The 25,693-nt window shown below is 68.1% G+C and carries 25 protein-coding genes; 13 read left to right on the top strand and 12 right to left on the bottom strand.

Annotated features, from left to right (window positions below; all coding sequences use genetic code 11):
- Positions 1-12: 12 nt before the first annotated feature.
- Positions 13-372 carry a phosphoribosyl-AMP cyclohydrolase gene (hisI, locus tag CV103_RS18455; RefSeq protein WP_015460157.1) on the bottom strand — a complete coding sequence of 120 codons (360 nt, stop codon included), beginning with the start codon at positions 370-372 and terminating at the stop codon, positions 13-15.
- A 124-nt stretch (positions 373-496) separates the two neighbouring features.
- On the opposite strand from hisI, the gene purF reads away from it, so the two are divergent.
- A complete protein-coding gene (gene purF / locus CV103_RS18450; protein WP_015460156.1) occupies positions 497-1,957 on the top strand; it encodes an amidophosphoribosyltransferase in 1,461 nt (486 codons plus the stop codon).
- Positions 1,954-2,691 (top strand): SDR family NAD(P)-dependent oxidoreductase, encoded by a 738-nt coding sequence (locus CV103_RS18445; protein WP_070933602.1) that lies wholly within the window; start codon positions 1,954-1,956, stop codon positions 2,689-2,691. Before purF ends, CV103_RS18445 begins: the two co-directional genes overlap by 4 nt.
- 24 nt (positions 2,692-2,715) lie before the next feature.
- Here the strand turns inward: CV103_RS18445 and CV103_RS18440 are convergent, their stop codons facing one another.
- From CV103_RS18440 to CV103_RS18415, 6 genes are all read right to left on the bottom strand, one after another.
- Complete coding sequence (locus CV103_RS18440) at positions 2,716-3,465, bottom strand: queuosine precursor transporter (protein WP_107395767.1); 750 nt, start codon at positions 3,463-3,465, stop codon at positions 2,716-2,718.
- Between the two features lie 46 nt (positions 3,466-3,511).
- Complete coding sequence (locus CV103_RS18435; RefSeq protein ID WP_211314422.1) at positions 3,512-4,513, bottom strand: NADPH:quinone oxidoreductase family protein; 1,002 nt, start codon at positions 4,511-4,513, stop codon at positions 3,512-3,514.
- A gap of 44 nt (positions 4,514-4,557) precedes the next feature.
- Positions 4,558-5,151: a 3-isopropylmalate dehydratase small subunit gene (gene leuD, locus CV103_RS18430; RefSeq protein ID WP_107395766.1), complete on the bottom strand. Its 594-nt coding sequence runs from the start codon at positions 5,149-5,151 to the stop codon at positions 4,558-4,560.
- Positions 5,151-5,999, bottom strand: a complete 849-nt coding sequence (locus CV103_RS18425) for an N-acyl homoserine lactonase family protein (protein WP_107395765.1) — start codon at positions 5,997-5,999, stop codon at positions 5,151-5,153. Before CV103_RS18425 ends, leuD begins: the two co-directional genes overlap by 1 nt.
- A complete protein-coding gene (leuC, locus tag CV103_RS18420; protein ID WP_107395764.1) occupies positions 5,996-7,435 on the bottom strand; it encodes a 3-isopropylmalate dehydratase large subunit in 1,440 nt (479 codons plus the stop codon). The genes CV103_RS18425 and leuC overlap by 4 nt, the downstream gene beginning before the upstream one ends.
- A 61-nt stretch (positions 7,436-7,496) precedes the next feature.
- Positions 7,497-8,828: a serine hydrolase domain-containing protein gene (locus tag CV103_RS18415; protein WP_015460149.1), complete on the bottom strand. Its 1,332-nt coding sequence runs from the start codon at positions 8,826-8,828 to the stop codon at positions 7,497-7,499.
- A 251-nt stretch (positions 8,829-9,079) separates the two neighbouring features.
- Between CV103_RS18415 and rplU the strand changes: the two genes are divergently transcribed.
- From rplU to CV103_RS18400, 3 genes are all read left to right on the top strand, one after another.
- Positions 9,080-9,445: a 50S ribosomal protein L21 gene (gene rplU, locus CV103_RS18410; protein WP_015460148.1), complete on the top strand. Its 366-nt coding sequence runs from the start codon at positions 9,080-9,082 to the stop codon at positions 9,443-9,445.
- Positions 9,446-9,470: 25 nt separating this feature from the next.
- A complete protein-coding gene (gene rpmA, locus CV103_RS18405) occupies positions 9,471-9,740 on the top strand; it encodes a 50S ribosomal protein L27 (RefSeq protein ID WP_015460147.1) in 270 nt (89 codons plus the stop codon).
- A gap of 175 nt (positions 9,741-9,915) precedes the next feature.
- The gene (locus CV103_RS18400) at positions 9,916-10,479 is read left to right on the top strand and encodes a GNAT family N-acetyltransferase (protein ID WP_015460146.1); all 564 of its coding nucleotides are present in this window, start codon (positions 9,916-9,918) and stop codon (positions 10,477-10,479) included.
- 84 nt (positions 10,480-10,563) lie between these two features.
- On the opposite strand, the gene CV103_RS18395 is transcribed toward CV103_RS18400, so the two are convergent.
- Positions 10,564-11,409 (bottom strand): metal-dependent hydrolase, encoded by an 846-nt coding sequence (locus tag CV103_RS18395; protein WP_107395762.1) that lies wholly within the window; start codon positions 11,407-11,409, stop codon positions 10,564-10,566.
- Positions 11,410-11,453: 44 nt separating this feature from the next.
- Between CV103_RS18395 and CV103_RS18390 the strand changes: the two genes are divergently transcribed.
- The 8 genes from CV103_RS18390 (at position 11,454) to CV103_RS18355 (ending at position 19,340) form a co-directional block, all read left to right on the top strand.
- On the top strand, positions 11,454-12,047 hold the full coding sequence (locus tag CV103_RS18390; protein ID WP_041864976.1) for a TetR family transcriptional regulator: 594 nt from the start codon (positions 11,454-11,456) through the stop codon (positions 12,045-12,047).
- 31 nt (positions 12,048-12,078) lie between these two features.
- Positions 12,079-13,128, top strand: coding sequence for a GTPase ObgE (gene obgE / locus CV103_RS18385; protein ID WP_070933597.1), 1,050 nt, complete (start codon positions 12,079-12,081; stop codon positions 13,126-13,128).
- Positions 13,113-14,255 carry a glutamate 5-kinase gene (gene proB / locus CV103_RS18380; protein ID WP_107395761.1) on the top strand — a complete coding sequence of 381 codons (1,143 nt, stop codon included), beginning with the start codon at positions 13,113-13,115 and terminating at the stop codon, positions 14,253-14,255. The genes obgE and proB overlap by 16 nt, the downstream gene beginning before the upstream one ends.
- Complete coding sequence (locus CV103_RS18375; RefSeq protein ID WP_107395760.1) at positions 14,252-15,172, top strand: SDR family oxidoreductase; 921 nt, start codon at positions 14,252-14,254, stop codon at positions 15,170-15,172. The genes proB and CV103_RS18375 overlap by 4 nt, the downstream gene beginning before the upstream one ends.
- A gap of 544 nt (positions 15,173-15,716) precedes the next feature.
- Positions 15,717-16,172 carry a PDZ domain-containing protein gene (locus CV103_RS18370; protein WP_146163451.1) on the top strand — a complete coding sequence of 152 codons (456 nt, stop codon included), beginning with the start codon at positions 15,717-15,719 and terminating at the stop codon, positions 16,170-16,172.
- A complete protein-coding gene (locus CV103_RS18365) occupies positions 16,147-16,833 on the top strand; it encodes a winged helix-turn-helix domain-containing protein (RefSeq protein ID WP_015460138.1) in 687 nt (228 codons plus the stop codon). The genes CV103_RS18370 and CV103_RS18365 overlap by 26 nt, the downstream gene beginning before the upstream one ends.
- 3 nt (positions 16,834-16,836) lie before the next feature.
- On the top strand, positions 16,837-18,207 hold the full coding sequence (locus tag CV103_RS18360) for a sensor histidine kinase (RefSeq protein ID WP_107395758.1): 1,371 nt from the start codon (positions 16,837-16,839) through the stop codon (positions 18,205-18,207).
- 104 nt (positions 18,208-18,311) lie between these two features.
- Positions 18,312-19,340, top strand: coding sequence for a YfiM family protein (locus CV103_RS18355; protein ID WP_245896943.1), 1,029 nt, complete (start codon positions 18,312-18,314; stop codon positions 19,338-19,340).
- Between the two features lie 144 nt (positions 19,341-19,484).
- Here CV103_RS18355 and CV103_RS22710 read toward each other — a convergent pair whose 3' ends face one another.
- From CV103_RS22710 to CV103_RS18335, 4 genes are all read right to left on the bottom strand, one after another.
- Complete coding sequence (locus tag CV103_RS22710; RefSeq protein ID WP_015460135.1) at positions 19,485-19,676, bottom strand: hypothetical protein; 192 nt, start codon at positions 19,674-19,676, stop codon at positions 19,485-19,487.
- Between the two features lie 148 nt (positions 19,677-19,824).
- The gene (locus CV103_RS18345; RefSeq protein ID WP_015460134.1) at positions 19,825-21,231 is read right to left on the bottom strand and encodes an efflux transporter outer membrane subunit; all 1,407 of its coding nucleotides are present in this window, start codon (positions 21,229-21,231) and stop codon (positions 19,825-19,827) included.
- Positions 21,215-22,414 carry an efflux RND transporter periplasmic adaptor subunit gene (locus tag CV103_RS18340; protein WP_015460133.1) on the bottom strand — a complete coding sequence of 400 codons (1,200 nt, stop codon included), beginning with the start codon at positions 22,412-22,414 and terminating at the stop codon, positions 21,215-21,217. The genes CV103_RS18345 and CV103_RS18340 overlap by 17 nt, the downstream gene beginning before the upstream one ends.
- Positions 22,407-25,598, bottom strand: coding sequence for an efflux RND transporter permease subunit (locus CV103_RS18335; RefSeq protein ID WP_107395757.1), 3,192 nt, complete (start codon positions 25,596-25,598; stop codon positions 22,407-22,409). The genes CV103_RS18340 and CV103_RS18335 overlap by 8 nt, the downstream gene beginning before the upstream one ends.
- Positions 25,599-25,693 lie beyond the last annotated feature (95 nt).

Below are 25,693 nucleotides of genomic sequence, written 5' to 3'. Positions count from 1 at the left end.
GGGCGGGGTGGATCACACCCGCACCAGCACCCCGCCTTCGATCCGGCGATAGAAGCAGTTCGGCGCCCCCGTATGGCAGGCGGGGCCGGCCGGCTCGGCCTTGATCCAGATCGCGTCCTGATCGCAATCGACGCGCATCTCCGCGACCCGCAGCACATGGCCGCTGGTTTCGCCCTTGCGCCACAGGCTGCCGCGCGAACGCGACCAGAAATGCGCCTCGCCGGTTGCGATCGTCCGCTCGATCGCTTCTGCATTCATATGCGCCACCATCAGGACGTCCCCGTTGCGGACATCGGTGACGACGGCGGTAACAAGCCCCGCCGCATCGAATTTCGGTTGGAATTCCGTGCCGGTTTCGCGATCCTGATCCATGAATCGGGGCCTATCGCGGCGGATGGAATCCTACAAGCTGCAACGACACGGTTACAAAGGGGCGACAAATGGGAAAGGCATCCCTATATGCCGCGCCAACAGGATCACCCGACGGGCGCACGCGATGATCACGACTAATCCTTTCGACGACGACAAGCTCCGCGAGGAGTGCGGCATTTTCGGCATCTGGGGCGCGGAGACCGCGTCCGCCATGGTGGCCTTGGGCCTCCATGCCCTCCAGCATCGCGGCCAGGAAGCCGCGGGCATCGTAAGCTGGGACGGCCGCGCCTTCCACGCGCACCGCGCGATGGGCCACGTCGCCGGCAATTTCGACCGCGACGACGTGATTCGCGGCCTGCCGGGCAATGTCGCCTGCGGCCACGTCCGCTATTCGACGACCGGCGAGACGGCGCTGCGCAACGTGCAGCCCCTGTTCGCCGAGCTTTCGTCCGGTGGTTTCGCGGTCGCGCATAACGGCAACCTCTCCAACGCGATGAAGCTGCGTCGCGAACTGGTGCGCCGCGGCGCGATCTTCCAGTCGACCAGCGACACAGAAACGATCATCCATCTGGTGGCCACCTCCACCTATCGCACGCTGCTCGATCGTTTCATCGATGCGCTGAAGCGGGTGGAAGGCGCTTATTCGCTGATCTGCATGACGCCCGAGGGCATGATCGCCTGCCGCGATCCGCTGGGCATCCGGCCGCTGGTGATGGGCCGTATCGGCGATGCCTATATCTTCGCGTCCGAAACCGTGGCGCTGGACGTGGTTGGCGCCACCTTCCTGCGCCAGGTGGAGCCGGGCGAGATCGTGATCGTCTCCGAACAGGGGATCAAGTCGCACCGGCCGTTCGCGCCGGTCAGCCCGCGCCCCTGCATCTTCGAGCATGTCTATTTCTCGCGCCCCGATTCGATCGTGGACGGTTCCTCCGTCTACGGCGTGCGCAAGCGGATCGGCGCGCAGCTCGCCATGGAAAATCCGGTCGAGGCCGATCTGGTCGTCCCCGTGCCGGATTCGGGCGTGCCGGCGGCGATCGGCTATGCCCAGCAATCGGGCATCCCGTTCGAGCTCGGCATCATCCGGTCGCATTATGTGGGCCGCACCTTCATCCAGCCGGGCGATCAGGTCCGCCATCTCGGCGTGAAGCTGAAGCATAACGCCAACAAGGAATTGCTGGACGGCAAGCGCATCGTGCTGATCGACGATTCGATCGTGCGCGGCACCACCAGCGTGAAGATCCTGCAGATGCTGCGCGATGCGGGCGCGGCCGAGGTGCACCTGCGCATCGCCAGCCCGCCGACGCGGCATAGCTGCTTCTACGGCGTCGACACGCCGGAACGCGCCAAGCTGCTCGCCGCGCAGATGACGGTGGCGGAAATGGCGACCTATATCGGCGCCGACAGCCTTGCCTTCGTCTCGGTCGACGGCCTCTACCGCGCGCTGGGCGAGGACATGCGCGAGGAAGGCACCCCGCAATATTGCGACGCCTGCTTCACCGGCGATTATCCGACCCACCTGACCGATCAGGACGAAGTGGCCCCCGCCGATCAGCTTTCGCTGCTCGCCGAACGGGTGGTCGCATGACGGCGAGGCCGCTGGAAGGCCGCACCGCACTCGTCACCGGCGCTTCGCGCGGGATCGGCGCGGCCACGGCCGAGGCGCTGGCCGCGGCCGGCGCCCATGTGATCCTGACGGCGCGCACCGCCGGCGGGCTCGAGGAAGTGGAAGGCCGCATCCACGCGGCCGGCGGCACCGCCACCATCGCCCCTCTGGACCTGACCGATGGGGAGAGCATCTCCCGCCTCGCCACCGCCATCGCCGGCCGCTGGCCGAAGCTCGACATCCTCGTCCTCAACGCCGCCACCCTCGGCACGCTGGCGCCCGTGCCCGCGATCGACGGCAAGGAATTCGCCAAGGTGCTGGCGCTGAACGTGGTAGCGCAGCAGGCGCTGATCGCGGCGTTCGATCCGCTGCTGAAGGCGGCGGATGCCGCGCGCGTCATCGGCATCACCTCCAGCGTCGGCGGGTCTCCCAGGGCCTATTGGGGGGCCTATGGCGCCTCCAAGGCGGCGCTGGAAACGCTGCTGCTGGCCTATGCGGACGAAGTGGCCAATCTGGGTGACGTCCGCGTGGCGATCGTCGATCCGGGTGCCACCGCGACGAAGATGCGCGCGCGCGCCTTTCCCGGCGAGGACGCAGCCACCCTCAAACCCGCATCCGTGGTGGGTAACGCGATCGTGGAGCTGCTGGCCCGCGATTTCCCGACCGGTCACCGCGTGCGGGTGGAAAGCGCGCCGGCGGCCCAAGCGGCGGAATAACCGGCCGCCGCCGCCGCCCGGCGGCTACAAACGTGTTCGGAAGGGCGTGAAATTGGTGTCCTCATCGAAGATGTCGACACCTTCGCGGCGCTTGAGGAAGCCGACGACGACATAGGTGACGGGGGTCAACAGCGCCTCCCAGCTCACCTTCAATATCCACTGCGTTATCAGCACCTTGAAAACGAGGGCATGGGTCCATTCCGCGGCGCCCCAGAAGGCCAGCGGATAGAAGATCAGGCTGTCCACGCCCTGCCCGACGACCGTGGAACCGAGCGTGCGGGTCCAGAGATGCCGGCCCTGCGTCCACACCTTCATCCGGGCCAGAACGTAGGAATTGGCGAACTCGCCGGCCCAGAAGGCGGTGATGGACGCGAAGACGATGCGCGGCACCTGGCCGAACACCTGTTCATAGGCGGCCTGCCCGCCCCAGCTTTCGGCCGGCGGCAGCAGCACCACCACCCACGACATCAGCGCCATGAACAGGAGGGCGACGGTGCCCACCCAGATGCAGCGCCGGGCGCGGGCATAGCCATAGACCTCGGTCAGGACATCGCCGATCACATAGCCCAGCGGGAAGAAGAGAATGCCTGCACCGAACGGCCAGAGGCCGATGCCCGGCAGGTCGATCACCGCCACCTTGCCCGCGCCCAGCACGTTCGACAGCAGCATGATCGCGACGAAGGCCGCCATCACGAAATCGAAATAGCGCAGCGGACGCGCGCCCAGCGCCCCCGCCTCGACCGCGATCGGCCGCCCCTGCTCTGCCCCGTCCATGGCGGTGGAGACTAGAGCCGGGCGCGCCTGATGCAAGTGCCCGCGGTCACTCCGAAATCTTCACGACCAGTTTGCCGATCGCGCCGCGCGAGCCCATTTTCGCAATGGCATCCCCCCCTCGGGCGAAGGGGAACACCTCCGACACCACCGGCGCGATCCGCCCCTGTTCCCACAGGTCGAAAAGCTGGGCGATCCGCGCCCGGTTCGCCTTGGGGTCACGCGCCGCCCAGGCGCCCCAGAACACGCCGCAGACGTCGCAGCTCTTGAGCAAAGTGAGGTTGAGCGCGAGCTTGGGGATGCCGGCCGGGAAGCCGACCACCAGATAACGCCCTTCCCAGGCGATCGAACGCAGCGCCGGCTCGGCATAATCGCCGCCGACCGGATCGTAGATCACATTGGCGCCGTCCGGGCCGACCGCCGCCTTGAACTGTTCGGCCAGCGCCTTCGACTGATCCTTGTCGAACGGCGCGCGACCGTAGATCACCACCTCGTCCGCGCCGGCCTTGCGCACGGCCTCGGCCTTTTCCTCGCTGGAGACGGCGGCGACCACGCGCGCGCCGAACGCCTTGCCCAGCTCCACCGCCGCCAGGCCGACACCGCCGGCCGCGCCCAGCACCAGCAGGGTTTCACCCGCCTTCAGATGCCCGCGATCGAGCAGGGCGTGGATGGTGGTGGCATAAGTGAGGAGCAGCGCCGATGCTTCGACGAAATCGCGACCTTCGGGCAGACGGTAGCATTTGACCGCATCGACGGCGACCTTCTCCACCATCCCGCCATGGCCGGTGGTCGCGACCACGCGATCGCCGATGGCCCAGCCCTCCACGCCTTCGCCCACCGCCGCGACGATGCCGGACACCTCGGCGCCCGGCGCGAAGGGGCGCTGCGGCTTGAACTGATATTTGTCCTCGATGATCAGCACGTCGGGATAGTTGATCGCGCAGGCCTTTACCGCGATCAGCAGTTGTCCGGGGCCGGCAACCGGATCGGCAAGGTCGAGCAGCTCGAGCGTTTCGGGGCCACCGGGAGTGGTGGACAGCAGGGCCTTCATGCGCGTCTCCTCATATCAATTCTGTTTTTCGCCTGTTCCGGCGATCAGCCGGCCTTGGCGGCCAGCCAGGGCCGCTCGCCCGCGATCCTCGCCTCATAAGCGGAAATCGCTGCGTCCCGCGCCAGCGTGAGGCCGATCTCGTCCAGCCCCTGCATCAGGCAGTCGCGGCGAAAGGGGTCGATCTCGAAGACGAAGCGGTCCTGGAACGGTGTCGTCACGGTGCGGCTTTCGAGGTCGACCGTGATGGGGTGATCCTTCGCCACCTCCAGCAGCCGGTCCACCGCTTCCTGCGGCAGGACGACGGTGACGATGCCGTTCTTGAAGGCGTTGCCGGAGAAGATATCCGAGAAGCTGGGCGCGATCACCGCCTTCACGCCCATGTCGCCGAGCGCCCAGGCGGCATGCTCGCGGCTGGAGCCGCAGCCGAAATTGTCGCCGGCGATCAGGATCGGCGCGCCGGCATAGTCCGGATCGTCGAAGACGTTGCCCGGTTCGGCACGGATCGTCTCGAACGCGCCCCGGCCCAGGCCCGCGCGCGTGATCGTCTTCAGATAATGCGCCGGGATGATGACGTCGGTATCGACGTTCTTGCGGCCGAGCGGATAGGCCCGGCCCTCGACGGTGGTGATGGGGTCCATCAGTCTGCGGCCTCCGGAAATGCGGGGAGCCGGGCGACGTCGGCCGGCTCATGTTCGATGATGACGGTGGGCTTCAGCGCGGCGACGATCGCGTCGAAGCGCTGCTGGCTGGAAAGCGTGGCCACCCGATCCATGTTGAAGCGCGCGACGCCGTGGACGGGTATCTGGTCAGAGACATGGTAGAGATCGCCGGTGATCAGCACTGGCCTCTTGTTGGAAAGCCGGACCAGGAGGCCGTGATGGCCATTGGTGTGGCCGGGCAAGGCGAGCATGACGACGCTGCCGTCGCCGAACACGTCCTTGTCGCCCACCACGCCCTCGCTGGGGGCGCCGCCCTTGAGCCACGGATCGAGCCGGGCGGCATCGACCAGCGGATTGCGGGTGCCGGACTGGAGCTCGGCCAGGTCCGCCGCGCCGATCAGCAGCTTCGCCTTCGGGAAGCTGGCCGCCTGGCTGGCGTGATCATAATGCATGTGGCTGATGCCGAGGATCGACACGTCCTGCGGCCGGACGCCGATATCGCCGAGCTGATCGACCAGGGTGCGGGCCAGGCTGACGCGGACGCCGGGCACGGGTTCCTCCTCCCGCCCCGCCAGCTCCGCGCCGAAGCCGGCATCCCACAGCATATAATCCTGGCCGTGACGGATCAGGTAGCAGCTTATCACCATGTCCTTGCGCTTGCCGGCAAGGGCATAGCTGTCTGCGAACATGTCCAGATCCGCGTTCTTCACCCGCCCGCAATCGAGCCGCCAGAGCTTGACGCCGGCTGCGGGGGCGGGCGGCGCGGACGGGGCGGGAGCGGCCGCGACGAGCGCGAGGCCCGCCGCCAGGGCCGCCCGCAGCCTCAAGCCGATCCTCCGACGAGATCGCGCACGTCGGTGAGCCGGCCGGTGACCGCCGCCGCCGCCGCCATGGCGGGCGAAAGCAGATGGGTGCGCGCGCCCGGCCCCTGCCGGCCGACGAAGTTGCGGTTGCTGGTGGACGCGCAGCGTTCGCCCGACGGCACCTTGTCCGGGTTCATCGCCAGGCACATCGAGCAGCCCGGTTCCCGCCACTGGAAGCCGGCCTCGATGAAGATGCGGTCGAGCCCCTCGGCCTCGGCCTGCCGCTTCACCAGCCCCGATCCCGGCACGATCAGCGCCTGGCGGACATTGGATGCCACGCGTCGCCCGCGGGCGACGGCGGCGGCGGCGCGCAGATCCTCGATCCGGCTGTTGGTGCAGGAACCGATGAAGATATTCTCCACCGCCACGTCCTGCATGCGGGTGCCGGGCGTGAGGCCCATATAAGCGAGCGACTTGCGCGCGGCTTCCTGCTTGGACGGATCGGCGAAGCTTTCCGGATCGGGCACGACGCCGGTGATCGGCACGACATCCTCGGGGCTGGTGCCCCAGGTGAGGCTGGGGGCGATATCCGCCGCATCCAGCACCACCACCTTGTCGTAACGCGCGCCGGGATCGGTGGCGAGCGTGCGCCACCAGGCGACGGCCGCATCCCAATCCTGCCCGGCGGGCGCCATCGGCCGGCCCTTCAGATAGGCGAAGGTCGTCTCGTCCGGCGCGACCAGGCCGGCACGCGCGCCGCCTTCGATCGACATGTTGGAGACGGTGAGCCGCCCTTCGACGGACATGTCGCGGAACACGCTGCCGGTATATTCGATGACATGGCCGGTGCCGCCCGCAGCGCCGATGCGGCCGATGATCGCCAGCACCACATCCTTGGGGCTGACGCCGAAGCCCAGCGTGCCATCGACGCGGACCTCCATCGTCTTCGACGGCGACAGCAGCAGCGTCTGGGTGGCGAGCACATGCTCCACCTCCGACGTGCCGATGCCGAAGGCCAGCGCGCCCAGCCCGCCATGGCAGGAGGTATGGCTGTCGCCGCAGACGATGGTGGCGCCGGGCAGCGAGAAGCCCTGTTCCGGCCCGACGACATGGACGATGCCCTGTTCCGGCGCAGTGGCATCGATATAGCGGATGCCGAATTCCGGCGCGTTGCGTTCCAGCGCGGCAAGCTGCTGCGCCGATTCCGCATCCGCGATGGGCAGGCGGTGGCCCGCCGCATCCACGCGCGGCGTGGTCGGCAGGTTATGATCCGGCACCGCAAGCGTAAGATCCGGCCGCCGCACCCTGCGCCCCGCCACGCGAAGGCCTTCGAAAGCCTGCGGGCTGGTGACTTCGTGAACCAGATGGCGGTCGATGAAGATCAGGCAGGTGCCATCGTCGCGGCGTTCCACGACGTGCGCGTCCCAGATCTTCTCATAGAGGGTGCGAGGTGCGTTCATAATGCCCCCGCTTTATGCCCTCCCCCGCCATTTTCAAGCGGCCGGCCGCGCAGACTTTATATCAGCGTCCCTGCTTGCGCTTCTTGTCCAGTTCCAGCCAGTCCTCGAAGGGGCGGCCGTAAAAGGCGTCGAACACCTCGTTCTGGACGCCCAGCGGCTTGCCGCTCTGCGAGTTCCAGAGCATCGCCACGCCGTTCTTCGTTTCGGGATCGAAGAAGACGAGCGAGCGATAGCCCGCCACCGCGCCGCGATGGCCGACGATATGGTGGCCGGCATATTTCATGTCGCGCCAGCCCATGGCGTAGCGCTGGTCAGTCACGTCGCGATCGTAGCGCGAGCGGGCGTGGCGGCGCTCCACATCCACGCGCGGCTCGTGGATCACCTGGATCAGCGCAGGATCGAGCACCTGCGGCTCGCCGCCCATCTGCGCGCGCAGCCACAAGCCCAGATCGAAGATGGAGGAATTGACCCCGCCGGCCGCCGGCACATGATAATAAGCGTCCGACACCTTGAGCGTGCGGTGGCCGACATGCGGCCGCGCCCAGCTTGGCGAGGCTTCCAGGCCGGCGCGCGTCACCGTCGCGCTGGTCATGCCCAGCGGCACGAACAGCTTGCGCGCCACCATTTCGGCATAAGGCCGCTTGGTCGCATTGACGACCGCCTCGCTCGCCGCGTCATAGGCGACATTCTGATAGGTATGGCAGGTGCCCGGCTTGCAATAGGCCTGCAGCGCGCCAAGCTCGGTGCGGATCTGATGCGGGTCCTCGCCCGCCTCCAGCTTGTCGTCATAGGCATTGTGGACGATGCCGGTGCGGTGGGCGAGCAGATCGGCGACCGCCACCACATCCTGCCCGTTGCCCGGCAGCTTCAGCGAGGGTGCCCAGCGCGAGATCGGATCGGCCAGCGAAAGCCTGCCCTCCTCCGCCAGCTTGGCGACGAGGGTGGCGGCGACGCCCTTGGAGAGCGAGGCCCAGCGGAAGACGGTGCCGGTCGTCACCCTGTCGTCCCCGCCCGCCTGGGTGACGCCATAGCCCTTCACGAAGCTGATCTGGCCCTTCTCGACCACGGCGATGGCGAGGCCGACCATATCGTCCTCACCCACCAGCCGGGTCAGCCGCTCATCCAGGCGCTTATAATCCACTAGGTGCGGGCCGGCGGTGGGCACGCCCGGCTTGATCGCGATCCGCCCCGGAGAGACCGGGCGAACGGCGCGTTCGGGAACCCACTTGTCGGCATCGAAGGTGGCATAGCCATAGCCGACGGCGACCGCGAACAGGCCGGTGCCGATCAGCGCCGCCCGCTTCCAGGAGCGCCGCGCCCGCGATACGCCCGAATCGGCCGGACCGGGCCTGGTATCGTGGAGGATATCCCGCTTGGGATCGGCATCAGCCACGATGGGGGTTCCGGAGCGGATTCCCGCCGCGTTCGAATGGATTCAGGCTCATGAACCCTTCCCTTAACGACGGGATTCCGGCAGTCAAACACCGATCGGCGCACATTTTGCTCGATCCGGCGCTGCATTCGCGACGCTAGGAAGTTGACAGCGCGCCGGGGTTCAAGTAGCAGCGCGGCCTTCCCGTGCGGGGGTTTAGGCCGCAGCCTTTATCTATGCGCGGGTCCAGCTTTTGAAAAGTGATGAGGGCCATGTTCGCTATCGTGCGCACGGGCGGCAAGCAGTATCGCGTTGCCGCAGGAGACAAGATCGTCGTCGAGAAGATCGCGGGTGACGCGGGCTCGACCGTGCAGCTCAGCGACGTGCTGCTCGCCGGCGAAGGTTCGGAACTGAAGGACGTGAACGGCCTGACCGTCGCGGCCGAGATCATCGCCCAGGCTAAGGGCGAAAAGGTGATCGTGTTCAAGAAGCGCCGCCGCCACAATTATCGCCGCCGCAACGGCCACCGCCAGCAGCACACGATCCTGAAGATCCTGTCGATCGGTGGCGAGCAGCCCAAGGCCAAGAAGGCGTCGAAGAAGGCCGAGGCCGAAGCGCCCGCGGCTGCCGAAGCCTGAGCCCCAGCGGAAGGAGTAAGAGAAAATGGCACATAAGAAAGCAGGCGGCTCCTCGCGCAACGGTCGCGATTCGGCTGGCCGTCGTCTCGGCGTGAAGAAGTTCGGCGGCCAGGAAGTGGTCGGCGGCAACATTATCATCCGCCAGCGCGGGACGAAGGTCTATCCCGGCCGCAATGTCGGCATGGGCAAGGATCACACCCTTTTCGCGCTCGTCGACGGCCGCGTGGCCTTCCACGAAGGCAAGCTTGGCCGGAAATACGTAAGCGTGGACGCGGTGGCGCAGGCCGCCGAATAATCGGACGAACCGGTTTTCGGGTCGTCCAGTGGGCGACCCGGAAGGTCCTGTAGACGGACCGTGAGGGAGACGGGTCGCACCGCCTCCCTTTTTGCTGTCTCCCTCAGAAAACTGTCGTCGCCTTGTAACCCTTTGCGGGCAGAGGCGTTGCACAAGCCGAGGGAGAGGCTTCTCTATGTTTGCACGTACCGAACGGCTGCTGTTGCGGCCAGCCTGGGATGAGGATGCCGATGCGCTGCACGCGGCGATCGGCGACGAGACCGTCGTCCGCAACCTCGCCAAGGCGCCCTGGCCCTACCGGCTGGAGGATGCGCGGAGCTTCGTGGGCGCCGCCCGCGACGCGGCCCTGCCCGATTATCTGATCTTCGCGCGCACCCATGGCACGCCGCGCCTGATCGGCGGGATCGGCCTGGCCCGGGAAGATCATGGCGACGAGACCGGCACGATCGAGCTCGGCTACTGGATCGCGCGGCCTTATTGGGGACTCGGCTTCGCGACCGAGGCGGCACGCGCCGTGGTCGCCACCGCCGATCACACCCTGCGCATCCCGCGCCTGACGGCCAGCCACTTCCTGGACAATCCGGCATCCCGCAACGTCCTCTACAAGCTGGGATTCCGGCCGACAGGCGAGGTGTTCATGCGCCGCAGCGTCGCCCGGCGGCGCGAGGTCGCCTGCGCGCGGTTCGTCCGCGAGGCCGGCGCCGAGGGCGAAAGCTCCAACCCGGCGCTTGCCGCCTGATCCAGATGCCCGGAAGAAAGGGGCGCGCGACCTGAGTCGCCCGCCCCTTTTTCATGCGCCGGCCATGCCGGCTTCCGGGATGGATCAGCTCGCCAGAACGGCGTCCCCTGCCCCCGCTTTCGATTCGCCGCGATCGATCAGCGCGCGATCATCATGCCTCCACGGATGGAAGCCGGGCAGGAAGAAAGCGAGCCAGGACGCGAAGATGCGCCGCATCATGCCGGGCCGGACGAAGGCGAACCAGAACATCCGCGCCCAGATGCGCGGGCCGGACAGCCCGTCCTGACGCAGCAGATCGATCATGCCGCGCGTGCGATCGACCGTGAAGTTGCGGGTGACGAGCATCATCACCTTAGCCTTCACCGACCAGCGCCTGAAGCGGGGCCAGTTGCGCGTCGCATGCAGCCAGGTATCGTAGGCGACACCCTTATGCTCGATCTCCTCCATCGCGTGCCAGCGCCACATCGCCGCGGCATCGGGATCGGCCCCGGCCAGGTGGCGCGGATCGGCGAGCAGCTCATGCGCCAGGATCGCGGTGAAATGTTCCAGCGCCATCGTCGCGGCAAGGCTGGCGATCGGCGGCTTGGAACGGACCAGCGCCAGCCGGCGATCCACCGCCGCCTCCAGCCGGGTCACATCGTAGCCGGCATCGGCGACGCGGCGGTTGAAGGCGACATGCTCGCGCGTGTGCATCACCTCCTGCCTGGTGAAGGCGGCGATTTCGCCGGCCAGCCGGGGCGGTGTCCCTTCGCGGAACTGGCGCACGCTATCGATGAAGAAACCCTCCCCCTTGGGAAAGGTGGCCGAAAGGCAATTGTAGAATGCGGTTGCAACCGGATCGCCGGCCAGCCACCAGCGATCCATGGAGAGACCGCGACCGAAGCGGCGGTCGCGGGGGGTGATGGTAAGGTCCGTCGGCGTTCTGGTCATCCGCGCCTCCCTGATCCGGGTGCAGGATAAGGCTACTAACATCAATGTCAATAATACGACCCAGATTGAGCGCCGAAGACAGCCGCCTTGCCGCGCTGGAGGCGGCCCGCCTGCTGCTGATCGAACAAGGCCCCCAGGCGGTGACGCTGAAAGCGGTGGGCGCCAGGATCGGCCGCACCCACGCCAATCTGCTGCATCATTTCGGATCGGCCGCCGGGCTGCAGCAGGCGCTGGCCGCCAGCATGGCGGACCGGATAACGGCGCAGATCGGCGCCGTGGTGCTGCGCGCCCGCGCCGGCGAGGCGGACCCGCGCGAGATCGTGGACCTCACCTTCGACGCCTTCGACAAGGAAGGGGCCGGCGCGCTCGCATCCTGGATGATCCTCTCCGGGGATCGCGCCGCGCTGGACCCGATCGTCGGCGCCATCCACCGGCTGGTGGACGAACTCGGCCCGCATGAGGACCGCCCCGTCCACGCCATAACGCTTGCGCTCACGCTTTCGGCGCTCGGCGACGCCCTGATGGGGGAGGCCATGGCCGAGGCGCTGGGCCTGCCGCGCGGCACGGCGCGCGAAATGGCGCTGGCCCAGATCCTCTCCTTCGCCGGCAAGGACAAGGAAACGACTCAGCCGGGGTGACGTTTTCCGCTTATTCGCTATATGCGCGACCATGCATTTCCTTGACCAAGCCAAGATCTACGTCCGCTCAGGCGCCGGCGGCCCCGGTGCCGTGAGCTTCCGGCGCGAGAAGTTCATCGAATATGGCGGCCCCGACGGCGGAAACGGCGGCAAGGGCGGCGATATCGTGTTCGAAGCGGTGGCCGGCCTGAACACGCTGATCGACTTCCGCTACACCCAGCATTTCCGCGCGCCCCGCGGCAAGGGCGGCGCCGGATCGAATCGCACGGGCGCGGGCGGCGAGGACCTCGTCATCAAGGTGCCGGTGGGAACGCAGGTGCTTTCCGAGGACAAGGAGACGGTGCTGCTGGACTTCACCGCCCCCGGCCAGCGCCACGTGTTCCTGCGCGGCGGCGACGGCGGGCGCGGCAACGCCAGCTACAAGACCTCCACCAACCGCGCGCCGCGCCAGCACGGCACCGGCTGGCCCTATGAGGAAGCCTGGGTGTGGCTGCGGCTGAAGCTGCTGGCCGATGCCGGCCTGGTCGGCCTGCCCAATGCCGGCAAGTCCACCTTCATCAACGCCGTGACCAACGCCAAGGCCAAGGTGGGGGATTATCCCTTCACCACCGTGCGCCCGCAGCTCGGCGTCGTCACCCGCCACGCCCGCGAATTCGTGATCGCCGACATTCCCGGCCTGATCGAGGGCGCGGCCGACGGCGCGGGCATCGGCGATCGCTTCCTGGGCCATATCGAACGCTGCCGCGTGCTGCTGCACCTGATCGACGCCAGCGGCGAGGACCCGGTGGAGGCCTATCACATCGTCCGCGAGGAGCTGGACGCCTATGGCGCCGGCCTTGCGGACAAGCCGCAGGTGCTGGCGCTGAACAAGATCGACGCGGTCGATGAAAAGACGCTGACGAAGCTCCGCAAGAAGCTGGAGAAGGCGGCGGACGGGGAGGACGTGCTGCTGCTTTCGGGCGCGGCCGGAACCGGCGTGGAGGCGGTGCTGGACCGGCTGGTCGAGGCGATCGGCCCGCTGGAGGAGGCTAGCCCCGCCGGCGAGGACGGGGGAGAAGCATCCGAATGGTCGCCGATCTGACGGGCGCGGCCGCGCGCTTCGCGCCCGATGCGTGCCCCCGGCTGGTGGTGAAGATCGGATCGGCCCTGCTGGTCGATCCGTCCGGCGAAGTGCGGCGGCCGTGGATGGCGGGCGTCGTGGCCGACATCGCCGACAGGATCGCCGCCGGGCAGCGCGTGGCGGTGGTATCATCCGGCGCGATCGCGCTCGGCGCGCGGCGGCTGGGGCTTCCCAAGGGCGGGCGCGCCAGCCTGGAGGACGCGCAGGCAGCCGCGGCAACGGGCCAGATCGCGCTTTCGCACTGCTGGGCCGAGCTGCTCGGCGAACGGGGCCTCACGGCGGCGCAGATGCTGGTGACGCTGGACGATCTGGAAGATCGCCGCCGTTACCTCAACGCATCCGCCACGCTCGACCGGCTGATGGCGCTGGGCGTGGTGCCCGTCATCAACGAGAATGATTCGGTGGCGACCGAGGAGATCCGGTTCGGCGACAATGACCGGCTTGCGGCGCGGATCGGCCAGGCGGCGGCCGCGCGCGGCGTGATCCTGCTTTCGGATATCGACGGGCTCTATACCGCCAATCCCCACCGCCACGCCGATGCCGAGCTGGTGGCCGAGGTGACGCGCATCGACGCGCGCATCCGGGCGATGGCGGATGGCGGATCGGCTTCGGGCATGGGTTCCGGCGGCATGATATCCAAGCTGGAGGCCGCCCGGATCGCGATGAGCGCCGGCGCGCATCTGGCGATCATATCGGGCAAGGTGGAACGCCCCCTCTCCGCCTTCGCGGCGGGCGGGCGCGGCACCGTCTTCGTCGCGGAGCGCGGCGCATCGGCCCGCAAGGCCTGGCTGGCCGGCCGCCTGACGGCCAGGGGCTCCATCCACGTCGATGCCGGCGCGGCCGAAGCGCTCGGCAACGGCCGCAGCCTGCTGCCGGCGGGCGCCGTTTCCGTGGAAGGCCGGTTCGAACGCGGCGACGTGGTGGACATTATCGGCCCGGATTCCGCCCCCGTCGCACGCGGCCTTGCCGAATATGACGCCACCGACGCGGCCCGCATCGTCGGCCGCCGATCGGACGCGCTGGAGGCACTGCTCGGCTACGCGCCGCGCGCCGCTTTGGTCCATCGCACCCATATGGTCCTGCTATGAGCGACGCGAGGGCGCCGATCGCCATCACCGGCGGCACCGGCTTCGTCGGCGGGCACGTGCTGCGGATCGCGGCCGAACGGAGCGTGGCCGTGCGGGCGCTGACCCGCAGGGCGCAACCGCCCGCGCCCGGCGTGGAATGGGTGGCCGGCACGCTGGGCGACCGCGACGCGCTCGCGCGACTTTGCGACGGCGCCCGCGCGGTGATCCACATCGCCGGCGTCATCAACGCGCCCGATCGGGCCGCCTTCGCCGCCGGCAATATCGCGGGAACCGAAGCGATGCTGGCGGCCGCGCAAGCGGCGGGCGCGGCGCGCTTCATCCATGTCTCCTCCCTCGCCGCGCGGGAACCGGACCTGTCCGATTATGGCTGGTCCAAGGCCGAATCGGAAAAGCCGGTCGCCGCCTCCGCACTGGCATGGACGATCGTCCGCCCGCCGGCCGTCTATGGCCCCGGCGATCGCGAGATGCTGGAAATGTTCAGGATGGCGGCCAGGGGCTTCGTCGCGCTGCCCCCCGCCGGCTGCCTTTCGGTGATCGAGGCGAGCGACCTTGCCCGCCTTCTCTTCGATCTGGTCGACGCGCCCGAGGCCGCGGGCCATATATATGAACCGGATGACGGCGTGGCCGGCGGCTGGAGCCATCGCGATTTCGCGCTGGCGCTGGGGAATGCGGTGGGCCGTCCGGTAAGGACTATCGCCCTGCCCGCCTCCCTGCTGCGCCTCGGCGCCTTGGCCGACGGCCTCGTGCGCGGCAAGGCCGCCAAGCTGACACCCGATCGCGTGCGCTATTTCTGCCACCCCGATTGGGTGTGCGGCCCCCACGCCCGCCCGCCGGCAACGATCTGGCGGCCGCTGGTGGAAACGCCGGCAGGCCTGAAGGCAACCGCCCAGAGCTATCGCGCGGCAGGCTGGCTTTAGATTGGGCCACTTCACGCCTGCGCCCTGAATGGCCGTGACAGACCCTGTTTGCTGGGGGCGGACAGTTGGGAGGTTCCGGCATAGCGGCCTTCTCCCGCGTTCGCGGGAGAAGGCCGCTATGCCGCAGCAGGCGGTGGGTGGATGAGGGTCTTCTTCCTGTTTCAGATGGTTGAAGGAAGAAGCCCCTCACCCAACCCTCTCCCGCGAAAGCGGGAGTAGGCTCAGATTGCCGTCCGCTTCCTTCGAGAGCCATCATTGAAAGCCGCCGCATTTCCCACGTTCAACTTGCTGATGCCTGACCGGCAGCTTTCCGGAGATTCGGCCGAAATCCTGCCTGTCAGCGTGCGATGACATTGCGGACCTTCCTCTCCTCCCTGAAAGGGAGGGGAGGAAAAAGCAGGCGCGGAGGGCAACCGAACGGAGCGAACAGGTAGGGTTGCGAATTTGCCGGCGGCGCCCCTGGGTTAGGGCGCGAGCCTGCCGGCCGTCACATGACCGATCTGTCATTTGCGCATCATCTGGCCGCCATTTGGGGGCGGCTAGCGTGGCGGGCATGCTTGGCTCCTCCTTATCAGGCCCGATACGGGATCGGCTGATCATCGTGGCTGCGGCGGCGATGCTCGCCCTCGCGGCGGCGGCATTGATCGGCCACTGGATGACGGCACCTGCCGCCGGCGCCTGCCAGGACGACGCGCAGCCTTATGCCGCCGCCGCGCCGCTGCCGGGCCTGACGCTGGAGCCGATCGCCGCCCTCCACGCCCTGGCCGTCACCAGCCTGCGTTCCGGCGGGCAGGCCCAGCGGATGGGGGTGCGCGTGGGCGATCTGGTGGAAAGCATCGACGGCCGGCATGTCGAGACGCTCAGCGCCCTGACGCGCATGGCCGGCGCGCAATTTCCGGGAATAGTATCGTTGCGTATGCGTCGTGGTATGCAATTCTACGATATCAGGCTGGTTCGACTGGGGCATGGCTGCGGTGACACACAAGATCCTCGTCATTGAAGACGATCAGGCGGCCGCATCCTATATCGTGAAGGGGCTGGTGGAGGCCGGCTTCACCGTCGACCAGGCGGATAATGGCCGCGACGGCCTGTTCCACGCCACCGACGGCCGTTACGACGCCATCATCCTCGATCGCATGCTGCCGGGCATGGACGGCATGGCGGTGCTGGGCGCGATGCGCGCCGCCGGCATCGAGACGCCGGTGCTGATCCTTTCCGCGCTGGCATCGGTGGACGACAGGGTCGCGGGGCTGACGGCGGGATCGGACGACTATCTCACCAAACCCTTCGCCTTCGCCGAGCTGCACGCCCGCCTGAACCTGCTGCTGCGCCGGCGCGGAAGCGGAACCGCGCCCGAAACGCGGCTCGCCTGCGACGATCTGGAAATGGACCTCCTGTCCCGCAAGGTGCGGCGCGGCGGAACCGGCATCGACCTGCAGCCGCGCGAGTTCCGCCTGCTGGAATATATGCTGCGCCATCGCGGCCAGGTGGTGACGCGCACCATGCTGCTGGAAGGCGTGTGGGATTATCATTTCGATCCGGGCACCAACGTGATCGACGTGCATATCAGCCGGCTGCGCAAGAAGATCGACGAGGGATTCGATCGTCCGCTGCTGCATACGGTGCGGGGCGCCGGCTATCGCCTGGGCGCGGACGGCTGAGGGGTGCGGCCGCGCAACTTCCTGCGATCCTCCACCATACGCTTCGTCGCGCTGGTATTCGCACTCCAGATCGGTTCTTCGGTGCTGCTGCTGCTGGCCGTCCAGCATATCGCGGCGGGCGAGCTGCGCCAGCTATCCGTGGATATCGCCGATGAGCTGCGCGGCGATCTTGCCGCCAGCTTCGACGAAGGCGGGCTGCCTGCCCTGAAGGCACGCGCGCAGGCCCGCATCGCCCGTTCGCCGGGGGATGACGTGGTGGTGCTGGTGGCCGATGGCGGGGGCCGGGAGCTGGCCGGCAACCTGGGCGCATGGCCGCCGGGGGTGAAGCCGGATGGGGAATGGCGGGCGATAACACTCTATCGCGTCGATTCGGACCGGCCGGAACGGATGATCGTATCCGCATCGCGGATGGCGGACGGATCGCTGCTGCTGGCCGGCCATGTCGTGGAGGGAAGCCTGCAGTTGCGGGCCACGGTGGAGGAGGCGATGGCCAGCGTGCTGCTGCTGGCCCTTCCCATCGCGCTGCTGGGGGCGATGCTAGCCGCGCGGGTGGTCGACGGGCGGATCGCTCGCATCGCCACGACCGTGCAGGCGGTGCGGACGGGGGATCTTTCGCGGCGCATCCCGCTCGACGGATCAGGCGATGCGTTCGAGACGCTGGCCGCCGGCATCAACGCCATGCTCGACCGGATCGAAACGCTCGTCACCGAATTGCGGATCGTGACGGACGGGCTGGCGCACGACCTGCGATCGCCGCTGACCCGCCTGAAGGCCGGCCTGGAACGCGCGATCGCGGAGACCGGCGACGACACGCAGGCGACGGCGCTGCAATCCGTGGCCAACGAGGCCGAAACGCTGCTGGCGATGCTGGGCACGGCGCTGCAGATCAGCCGGGCCGAGGCCGGCATCGGCCGGGACCGCTTCACCGATGTCGACGTCGCGGCGATGCTTTCGGATATCGCGGAGGTCTACGGCCCCGTGGCCGAGGATCATGGCTTCAGGCTGGAATGGGATGCCCAGGGCGACATGGCGATCCGCGCCCATCGGGAATTGCTGGGACAGGCACTTGCCAACCTCGTCGACAATGCGATGAAATATGCGCGGCCCGGCCCCATCCGGCTGCGCGCGCGACGCACGCCGGACGGCATCGCGATCGGCGTGGCGGACAGCGGCCCCGGCATCCCGCCGGAACATCGCGCGGAGGCGCTCCGCCGGTTCGGCCGGCTCGACCCCGCCCGTCATATCGGTGGCGCCGGACTGGGGCTGTCGCTGGTCTCGGCCGTCGCGCGCCTGCACGGGGGGGAAATACGGCTGGAAAGCGACCCGGACGGATTGGCCGGCGGCTTCGAGGTGGAGATTCGTCTCCCCGGCTGAACATATCGCCGCACGGAAGGCACCGCATGAGCCGCCGATCATTCCACGGATCAAACAAAGCGGCCATATGTTCAGTGGTTTGCAGCAATGAATCGGAGGGGTGTTTGGCGCAAACGAGACGCTGGCTGGATGCCCGGTTGAAAAGTCGCGCCAACCGCCTGCCTTCCGATATCCTGTTGCTGGGGTTGGCGGCATTCGCCTGCCCCACCCCGGCGCAGGCCGAAGATATCGTCGACATCGACTACAGGCTGGAGGGGCCGGCCCCGCTTGCCGGCGGCGACGGCCAGCCGGCGGGGGATGCGCCGCCCCCGCAACCGGTGGCGGTCTATGGCCCCACCCCTTCCGGGGAATCGGCCGCGCCGGTGCGGAACAGCCGCTACGACAGCTTCGGCGAGCAGGTGGGCGCGGTGAAATGGGAAGTCGCGGGCATCGCCGCCTACATGACGATCACCCAGATCGCCGTCACCCATGAAACCACGTCCTTCCACTTCCAGGACGAAGGCTGGTTCGGCAAATCGACCACCAACCTGGGCGTCGACAAGCTGACCCACGCCTATAATTCCTACCTGCTGGCGGAGCTGCTCAATGCCCGGATAGGGCGGAAGAGCGGCGATCGATCCAGCGGGGCGCTGACTGCCGCCGTGCTGGCATCGGGCCTGATGATCTATAGCGAGCTATATGACGCGCATAAGGTGAGCAGCGGATTTTCCATCCAGGACGTGCTGTTCAACACTGGCGGCGCGGCCTTTTCGGTGCTGCGCAACACCGTTCCGGGATTGAAGGACAAGCTGGATTTCCGCCTGCTGCTGATGCCCAATTCGGACATCTACACCTTCAAGGGCAAGGAGCATTACGAGCAGCAGCGCTTCATGCTGGCGCTGACGCTGGCGGGCTTCGATCAGTTCCGCGAGACGCCCTGGCGCTTCGTGGAGCTGCATGTCGGCTATCACGCCTCGGGCTTCACCGCCAAGGACAAGGCCAAGGGCGAGGACCCGAGGCGCAGGATATTCTTCGGCGTGGGCCTCAATTTGAAGGAGCTTTTCTTCAAGTCACCGCAATCGCGCGTGGGTCGCGCGGCGGGCAGCGTGCTGGATTATATCCAGATCCCCTACACGGCCATCCACGTGGAGTAAGGAAAAAGGCCCGGTCGACGCTGGTTCTGGGCAAGAGGACGTCGACCGGGCATATCCGGCCCCAGGACAAGGGGGAAATTCGGGGCCGGAGGCGGGGCGGATCGGCGCGACGATCGCTGGCAGCGCGGACCCGCCGTCCGCGATTCAGTTCGCCTTCTTCGGTTTCGCGGCATTCGCCTTGGCTGCGGGCTTGGCGGCCTTGTGCTGCACGGTTTTGGCGGCGGCGGCAGGCTTCGCGGCGGTGGCAGTGGTTGCGGCGCTGGCCGGGCCGGCGATGATCGCGACGGCAAATCCGGCCAGCAGCGGCGCGGCAAGGAGACGCTTGGTAATCTGCATGGGGGCAACTCCAACATCCACCCAGGCCCATTGTCCGATCGAGCCGGGCCGGGTGATGCCCCCTATGTGCCAGCCATCATCCCGCCGGGGCGTGGCGGGCACATGAAACTTCGGTAAGGCCCGGAACGGGCTTAGGACCAATCGCCATTCAGGCCGGATAGCCGCCGCCGGTGGCGCGAACCACCGCCACGGCCGCCCGCATCCGCAGGGTCTGCACGGAAATCGCCGCGCGTTCGGCATCGAGCGCCGCCGTCTGCGCCGTCACCACCTCCAGATAATCGGATGCGCCCTCGCGATAGCGGATCAGCGCCAGATCGCGCGTGCGGGCCGCCGCCACGGCGGCCGCCTGCTGATCCCCGGCCTGGGTGGCGAGCGTCCGCACGGCCGCCAGCCCATCCTCCACCTCGCGGAAGGCGGCCAGAACCGTGGCCCGGTAATCGGCGGCGACCTCATCATATTGGGCGCGGCTGATCCGCACCTCTGCCCTGCGGCGGCCGCCATCGAAGATGGACAGCACGGCGGACAGCGGCCCCAGCGCCCAATAGCTGGCCGGCGAGCTGAGCAGCGAGCCGTGCGCGGCCTCGAACCCGGCGCCGGCGCCCAGCGTGATCGACGGGAACAGCGCCGCGCGCGCCACGCCGATCCGCGCATTGGCGGCGGCGACGCGCCGTTCGGCCGCGGCGATATCGGGCCGGCGCTGCAACAGATCGGACGGCGCGCCGGATGCGATGGCCGGCGGCTCGCGCGGGGGATCGGCGGGCGCGATGGAGAAGCCGGAGGCCACTTCGCCGACCAGCGCGGCGATCTCATGCTCGGTCGCCGCCCGTTCGTTGGCGATGGCGGATATCTGCGCCCTGGCATCGGAGAGGACCGTGCGCGCGCGGCTGACGTCGAGCCCCGAGGCGATGCCGCCATCGTGGCGCGTATTCGTCAGCTCCAGGGCGCGGCCGAAAGCCTCGACCGTATCCTTGAGCAACGCGGCTTCGGCATCGAGCCCGCGCAGGCGGAAATAGGCGTCCGCCAGCGCCGCCTGGAGGCTGAGCCGCGCCGAGGCGAGATCGGCGGCGCTCGCCTCCGCATCCGCCTTGCCCGCGCGCACGGAGTTGCGCACGCGGCCCCAGAGATCGAGCTCGTAATCGAGCGCCGCGCCGACCGAAAAATCGTTGTAGATCGCCTTGTCGCTGGCGAGCGGACGGCGCGCGGAGACGCGCTGGCGCGAGGCATCGCCGCCGACGCTGAGTTCGGGAAAGCGATCCGCGCCCGCCGCCCGCGCCGCCGCCTGCGCCTGATCGTAGCGCGCGACGGCCGCCGCCAGCGTGGGGCTGGCCTCGTTCAACCGGCCCTGCAATCCATCGAGCACCGGATCGCCGAAGACCGCCCACCAATCGCCGCGCGGCGCCGCATCCTGCGGGCTGGCCTCGGTCCAGCCGGCGGGCAGTTCCTTATAGGCGACCGGGGCCACGGTGGCCGGCCGTTCATAATCCGGCGCGAGCGAGCAGCCGCCGAGCAGCGCCAGCGCGGCGAGCGCCGCCACGCGATCAGCCACGGCGCGCATCCGCCTTGGCCGGCGCCTTGGCCTTGCCGGCATCCTTCCCCGGCGCGGCCTCTGCATTGACGCGGACATGATCGCCGTTCTGCACGGCATCGGGCGGCGTATCGATGATGCGCTCCGTTCCGGCGAGGCCGGACGTCACCTCCACCTCGCGCCCTTCGTCGCGGCCGACGACGACGGGCCGGATGGTGACCTTGTTCGACGCATCGACGATCGCGACCGTCGGCCCCTTTTCGCCGAAGATCAGCGTGCTGGCGGGCAGGCGGAAGCTGCCGGCGATCGCGCGGACCGGGAAGCTGACCTGCGCATAGGCGCCGGGCTTCAGCGCGCGATCGGGATTGTCGGCCTGAAGTTCGACAAGGACGGTGCCCGATTGCGTATCCACCGCATCGGCGGTGCGCTGGAGAACCGCGTCGAAGGTGCGGCCCGGATATTCGGGCAACGTCATCGACGCGTGCATGCCCGGCCTGATCTGCGCCGAAAGCCCCTGCGGCACGCGGACATAGACGCGCATGCGATGCACGTCGGAAACGGTGAACAATGGCTGGGCGGCGGCGTTGCCCGACACCACCAGCGCGCCGATCTGGGCGGACCGGCTGCTGACGATGCCGGCGAACGGCGCCGTCAGCCGGGTGAAGCCCTGCAATGCGCGCAGGCGGTTCACATTGGCGCGCGCGGCGTTGGCGAGCGCCGTCTTGGCGGCATAATCGCCGGCCTTCTCGTCCGCCTCCTGCCGCGACACCGCATCCTGCCCGACCAGCGCCGCCCAGCGGGTGGAGGTGGTGCGGGCAAGCGCCTGGTTGGCCAGCGCCGTCTGATAATCGGCCTCGGCCTGCGCGAGCTGCTGATCGACCTCCGGCGCGTCGAGGATCGCCAAGGTCTGCCCGGCGGCGACATTATCGCCGATATCGGCCGTCCAGCGGCGGACATAGCCGTTGGTGCGGGCATAGATCGCCGCGCTGTTGAAGGCCTGGATGCTGCCCGGCAGCACCACCCCGGTGCCGTCTCCCGACGGCGTGGGGCGCACGACATCGACGGAAGGGATCGCGGCCTCGGCGGCCACCTCCTTCAGGCGGCTATCCGTGATGGTGCGCGCGGAGATGCCGATGGCGACCACGGCCAGCGCCGCGACGGCCGCGCCGATACCGACGCGCTTCAGCTTCCGGCTCTCGATTTCCTCAGACATGCGCGGGTTCTAGCTCCTTGGACCGGTCCTGCACGCGGCCATGCCGGTGGACGAAACTGAAGACAGTGGGGACGAAGAACAATGTGGCGATGGTGGCGACGACGAGACCGCCGATCACCGCGCGGCCGAGCGGGGCGTTCTGCTCGCCCCCCTCGCCCAGGCCCAGCGCCATCGGCAGCATGCCGATGATCATGGCCAGCGCCGTCATCAGCACGGGGCGGAAGCGGACGAGGCCCGCCTCCATCGCGGCGGCGGTGGAATCGCCCAGCTCCGCCAGCCGCTCGCGCGCGAAGCTCACCACCAGGATCGAGTTCGCCGTCGCCACGCCCATGCACATGATCGCGCCGGTGAGCGCCGGCACCGAAAGCGTGGTGCCGGTGGCGAACAGGGTCCAGATGATGCCGGCCAGCGCGCCCGGCAGCGCCATGATGATGACGAAGGGGTCGAGCCAGCTCTGGAAGTTGACGACGATCAGCAGGTAGATCAGCAGGATCGCGCCGACGAGGCCGAAGCCGAGGCCGGAGAAGGCCGCGTTCATCGTGGCATATTGGCCGCGGATCGTGACCGTGACGCCCTGGGGCTTTTCCTTCTCCAGCTTCTGGATCGCACGCTCCACATCGGCGGCGACGGCGCCCAGATCGCGGCCCTGCGGGGCGGCGAAGATGTTGACCATCGGCTGGATGTTGTAGTGGCTGACCACCGGCGTCGTGTTCGAACGCCGCACCGTGGCGATGCCGCCCAGGGTCTGCGGCACCGTGGCGTTCGGGCCGGTGACGGGGATGCTCTGGAGATCGGCGATCGATCCCACCCGATATTCCGGCGTCTGGGCGACGACGGCGTAGGAGACGCCGTTTTCCGGGTTCAGGAAGAAGACCGGGGCCGTCTGCGACGTGCCGGCGAGCGAGCTTGCCAGGCTGGTCGTCACGTCGCGCTCCGTCAGGCCATATTGGCCGATCCGCGTGCGATCGACATCGACGTTGAGCTGCGGATAGCGCGCCGATTGCTGGATGCGCGCATCGGCCAGCCCCGGAATGGTGCGGATCGCCCGCAGCAGCCTGGCGGCATAAGCGGCATTGTCCGCCTGGTTGCGGCCCGTGACCTGGATATCGATCGGCGCCGGCGCGCCGAAGTTCAGGATCTGGCTGGTGATGTCCGCCGGCAGGAAGGCGAAGGTCGTGCCCGGGAAGCTGCGGGCGAGTTCGCGCCGCAGCGTCGCCACATGCTGTTCGGTGGGGCGATGATGCTCCTCCAGCGCGATCAATATGTCGCCGTCCTGCGGGCCGATCGTTCCCGAATTGCTGTAGACGGTGTTGATGGCGCTGACCGGCAGGCCGATATTGTCGACCACGGAGCGCAGCTCCGAAGCCGGGATCAGTTGGCGGATGCGGTGCTGGATCCGCTCGAACTGGGCGGCGCTGTCCTCGATCCGCGATCCCACGGGCGCGCGGACGTGGATCATGATCTGGCCCGAATCCACGCTGGGGAAGAAGTTGCTGCCCAGGAACGGCAGCAGCAGGCCGGACAGCAGGACCACCGCCATGAAGCCGATCATGAAGGGCTTGCGCGAACGCATCGCCCGTTCCAGCAGCCCGCCATAGCCGGCGCGGACCTTTTCGAACCGCGCCTCGAACCCGCGCTGGAAGCGGACCAGCGGATTGCGCGAGGTCGGAGAACCGGCGGCATGCGTATCCTCGCCGGGCGCGTGCGGCTTCAGCAGATACATCGCCATCGTCGGCACCAGCGTGCGCGAGAGGATGAAGGACGCGATCATCGCGAACACCACGGCGAGCGCCATCGGCACGAACAGGAAGCCCGCGACGCCCGGCAGGAAGAACATCGGCACGAAGACGATGCAGATGCACAGCAGCGAGACGAAGGCGGGCGTCACGATCTGGGCGGCGCCGTCCAGGATCGCCTGGATCACGCCCTTGCCCTGTTCCAAGTGCCAGTTGATATTCTCGATCGTCACGGTCGCGTCGTCGACGAGGATGCCGACGGCGAGCGCCAGCCCGCCCAGCGTCATCACGTTGAGCGTCTGCCCCGTGGCGGAAAGCAGGGCCACCGCCGCCAGCACCGCCAGCGGGATCGAGATGGCGATGATGACGGTCGAACGCCACGATCCCAGGAACAGCAGGATCATCAGCGAGGTAAGCGCGGCCGCGATCGCGCCTTCCTTCACCACGCCCGAAACCGCCGCCTTCACGAACAGGGACTGATCGCCGATCGGCTGGATCTTCAGCGTATCGGGCAGGCCGGCCGCGATGGCGGGAAGCCGATCCTTCACGCCCTGGACGATGGCGAGCGTGGAGGTGGCGCCGTTCTTCAGCACCGTCATCAGCACCGAGCGCCGGCCTTCGACATGGACGACGTTGGTCTGCGGCGAATTGCCGTCGCGCACATAGGCGACGTCGCGCATATAGACGGTGGCGCCGTTCACCACCTTCACCGGCAGGTTGTTGAGCTCCTCGATCGTGCCCGGCGCGTTGTTGAGCTTCACCGCATATTGATAGCTGCCGATCTTCACGAAGCCGGCGGGGTTGATCTGGTTCTGCGCGGCGATGGCATTGCCCACGTCCTGCGCGGAAAGGCCCTTGGACTGAAGCGCCTGCGGATCGATATCGACCTGCACCTGGCGCTGCTTGCCGCCCGACGGGAACGGCATGGCGGCGCCCGGCACGGTCACGATCTGCGGGCGGATCTGGTTCTGCGCGAGGTCGAACAGCTGCTGCTCGCTCATCCCCTTGCCCGACATGGCGAGCTGGATGATCGGCACGGTGGAGGCGTTGTAGTTCAGGATCAGCGGCGGCGTGATGCCCGGCGGCATCTGGCGCAGCACCGTCTGCGAGATGGAGGTGACCTGCGCGGTCGCGGTGCGGATGTCCGCCCCCGGCTGGAAGAAGATCTTCACGATGCCGATGCCCTGCATCGACTGGCTTTCGATATGCTCGATATCGTTCACCGTGGTCGTCAGCACGCGCTCATAGGGCGTGATGATGCGGCCGGACATCTCGTCCGGCGAAAGGCCGGCATATTGCCAGGCGACCGCGATCACCGGCACGCGGATGTTCGGAAAGATATCCACGGGCGTGCGCAGCGCCGCGAGGATGCCGATGATCGCTATCAGGAGCGCCATGACGATGAACGTCAGCGGCCTTCCCAGCGCGACCCGGACAATGCCTATCATCCAGTTTCTCCGAACGGACGAACGCCGCGAACGGCGCGCCCTGCACCTGCTTTGAGCCCGATTGGGCGGACGGATCATGGGCGCGCTTCACTGTC

Source organism: Edaphosphingomonas fennica (genome assembly GCF_003034225.1).
Lineage (GTDB): Bacteria > Pseudomonadota > Alphaproteobacteria > Sphingomonadales > Sphingomonadaceae > Sphingomonas_E > Sphingomonas_E fennica.
Note: the sequence above shows the minus strand (reverse complement) of the source record. Positions and strands in the feature narration are given on the sequence as shown.

Excerpts from the sequence above, each read along its gene's own strand:
- hisI (WP_015460157.1), bottom strand. The coding sequence starts at position 372 with ATGGATCAGGATCGCGAAACCGGCACGGAATTCCAACCGAAATTCGAT.
- purF (WP_015460156.1), top strand. The coding sequence starts at position 497 with ATGATCACGACTAATCCTTTCGACGACGACAAGCTCCGCGAGGAGTGC.
- CV103_RS18445 (WP_070933602.1), top strand. The coding sequence starts at position 1,954 with ATGACGGCGAGGCCGCTGGAAGGCCGCACCGCACTCGTCACCGGCGCT.
- CV103_RS18440 (WP_107395767.1), bottom strand. The coding sequence starts at position 3,465 with ATGGACGGGGCAGAGCAGGGGCGGCCGATCGCGGTCGAGGCGGGGGCG.
- CV103_RS18435 (WP_211314422.1), bottom strand. The coding sequence starts at position 4,513 with ATGAAGGCCCTGCTGTCCACCACTCCCGGTGGCCCCGAAACGCTCGAG.
- leuD (WP_107395766.1), bottom strand. The coding sequence starts at position 5,151 with ATGGACCCCATCACCACCGTCGAGGGCCGGGCCTATCCGCTCGGCCGC.
- leuC (WP_107395764.1), bottom strand. The coding sequence starts at position 7,435 with ATGAACGCACCTCGCACCCTCTATGAGAAGATCTGGGACGCGCACGTC.
- rplU (WP_015460148.1), top strand. The coding sequence starts at position 9,080 with ATGTTCGCTATCGTGCGCACGGGCGGCAAGCAGTATCGCGTTGCCGCA.
- rpmA (WP_015460147.1), top strand. The coding sequence starts at position 9,471 with ATGGCACATAAGAAAGCAGGCGGCTCCTCGCGCAACGGTCGCGATTCG.
- CV103_RS18400 (WP_015460146.1), top strand. The coding sequence starts at position 9,916 with ATGTTTGCACGTACCGAACGGCTGCTGTTGCGGCCAGCCTGGGATGAG.
- CV103_RS18395 (WP_107395762.1), bottom strand. The coding sequence starts at position 11,409 with ATGACCAGAACGCCGACGGACCTTACCATCACCCCCCGCGACCGCCGC.
- CV103_RS18390 (WP_041864976.1), top strand. The coding sequence starts at position 11,454 with ATGTCAATAATACGACCCAGATTGAGCGCCGAAGACAGCCGCCTTGCC.
- obgE (WP_070933597.1), top strand. The coding sequence starts at position 12,079 with ATGCATTTCCTTGACCAAGCCAAGATCTACGTCCGCTCAGGCGCCGGC.
- proB (WP_107395761.1), top strand. The coding sequence starts at position 13,113 with ATGGTCGCCGATCTGACGGGCGCGGCCGCGCGCTTCGCGCCCGATGCG.
- CV103_RS18375 (WP_107395760.1), top strand. The coding sequence starts at position 14,252 with ATGAGCGACGCGAGGGCGCCGATCGCCATCACCGGCGGCACCGGCTTC.
- CV103_RS22710 (WP_015460135.1), bottom strand. The coding sequence starts at position 19,676 with ATGCAGATTACCAAGCGTCTCCTTGCCGCGCCGCTGCTGGCCGGATTT.
- CV103_RS18345 (WP_015460134.1), bottom strand. The coding sequence starts at position 21,231 with ATGCGCGCCGTGGCTGATCGCGTGGCGGCGCTCGCCGCGCTGGCGCTG.
- CV103_RS18340 (WP_015460133.1), bottom strand. The coding sequence starts at position 22,414 with ATGTCTGAGGAAATCGAGAGCCGGAAGCTGAAGCGCGTCGGTATCGGC.
- CV103_RS18335 (WP_107395757.1), bottom strand. The coding sequence starts at position 25,598 with ATGATAGGCATTGTCCGGGTCGCGCTGGGAAGGCCGCTGACGTTCATC.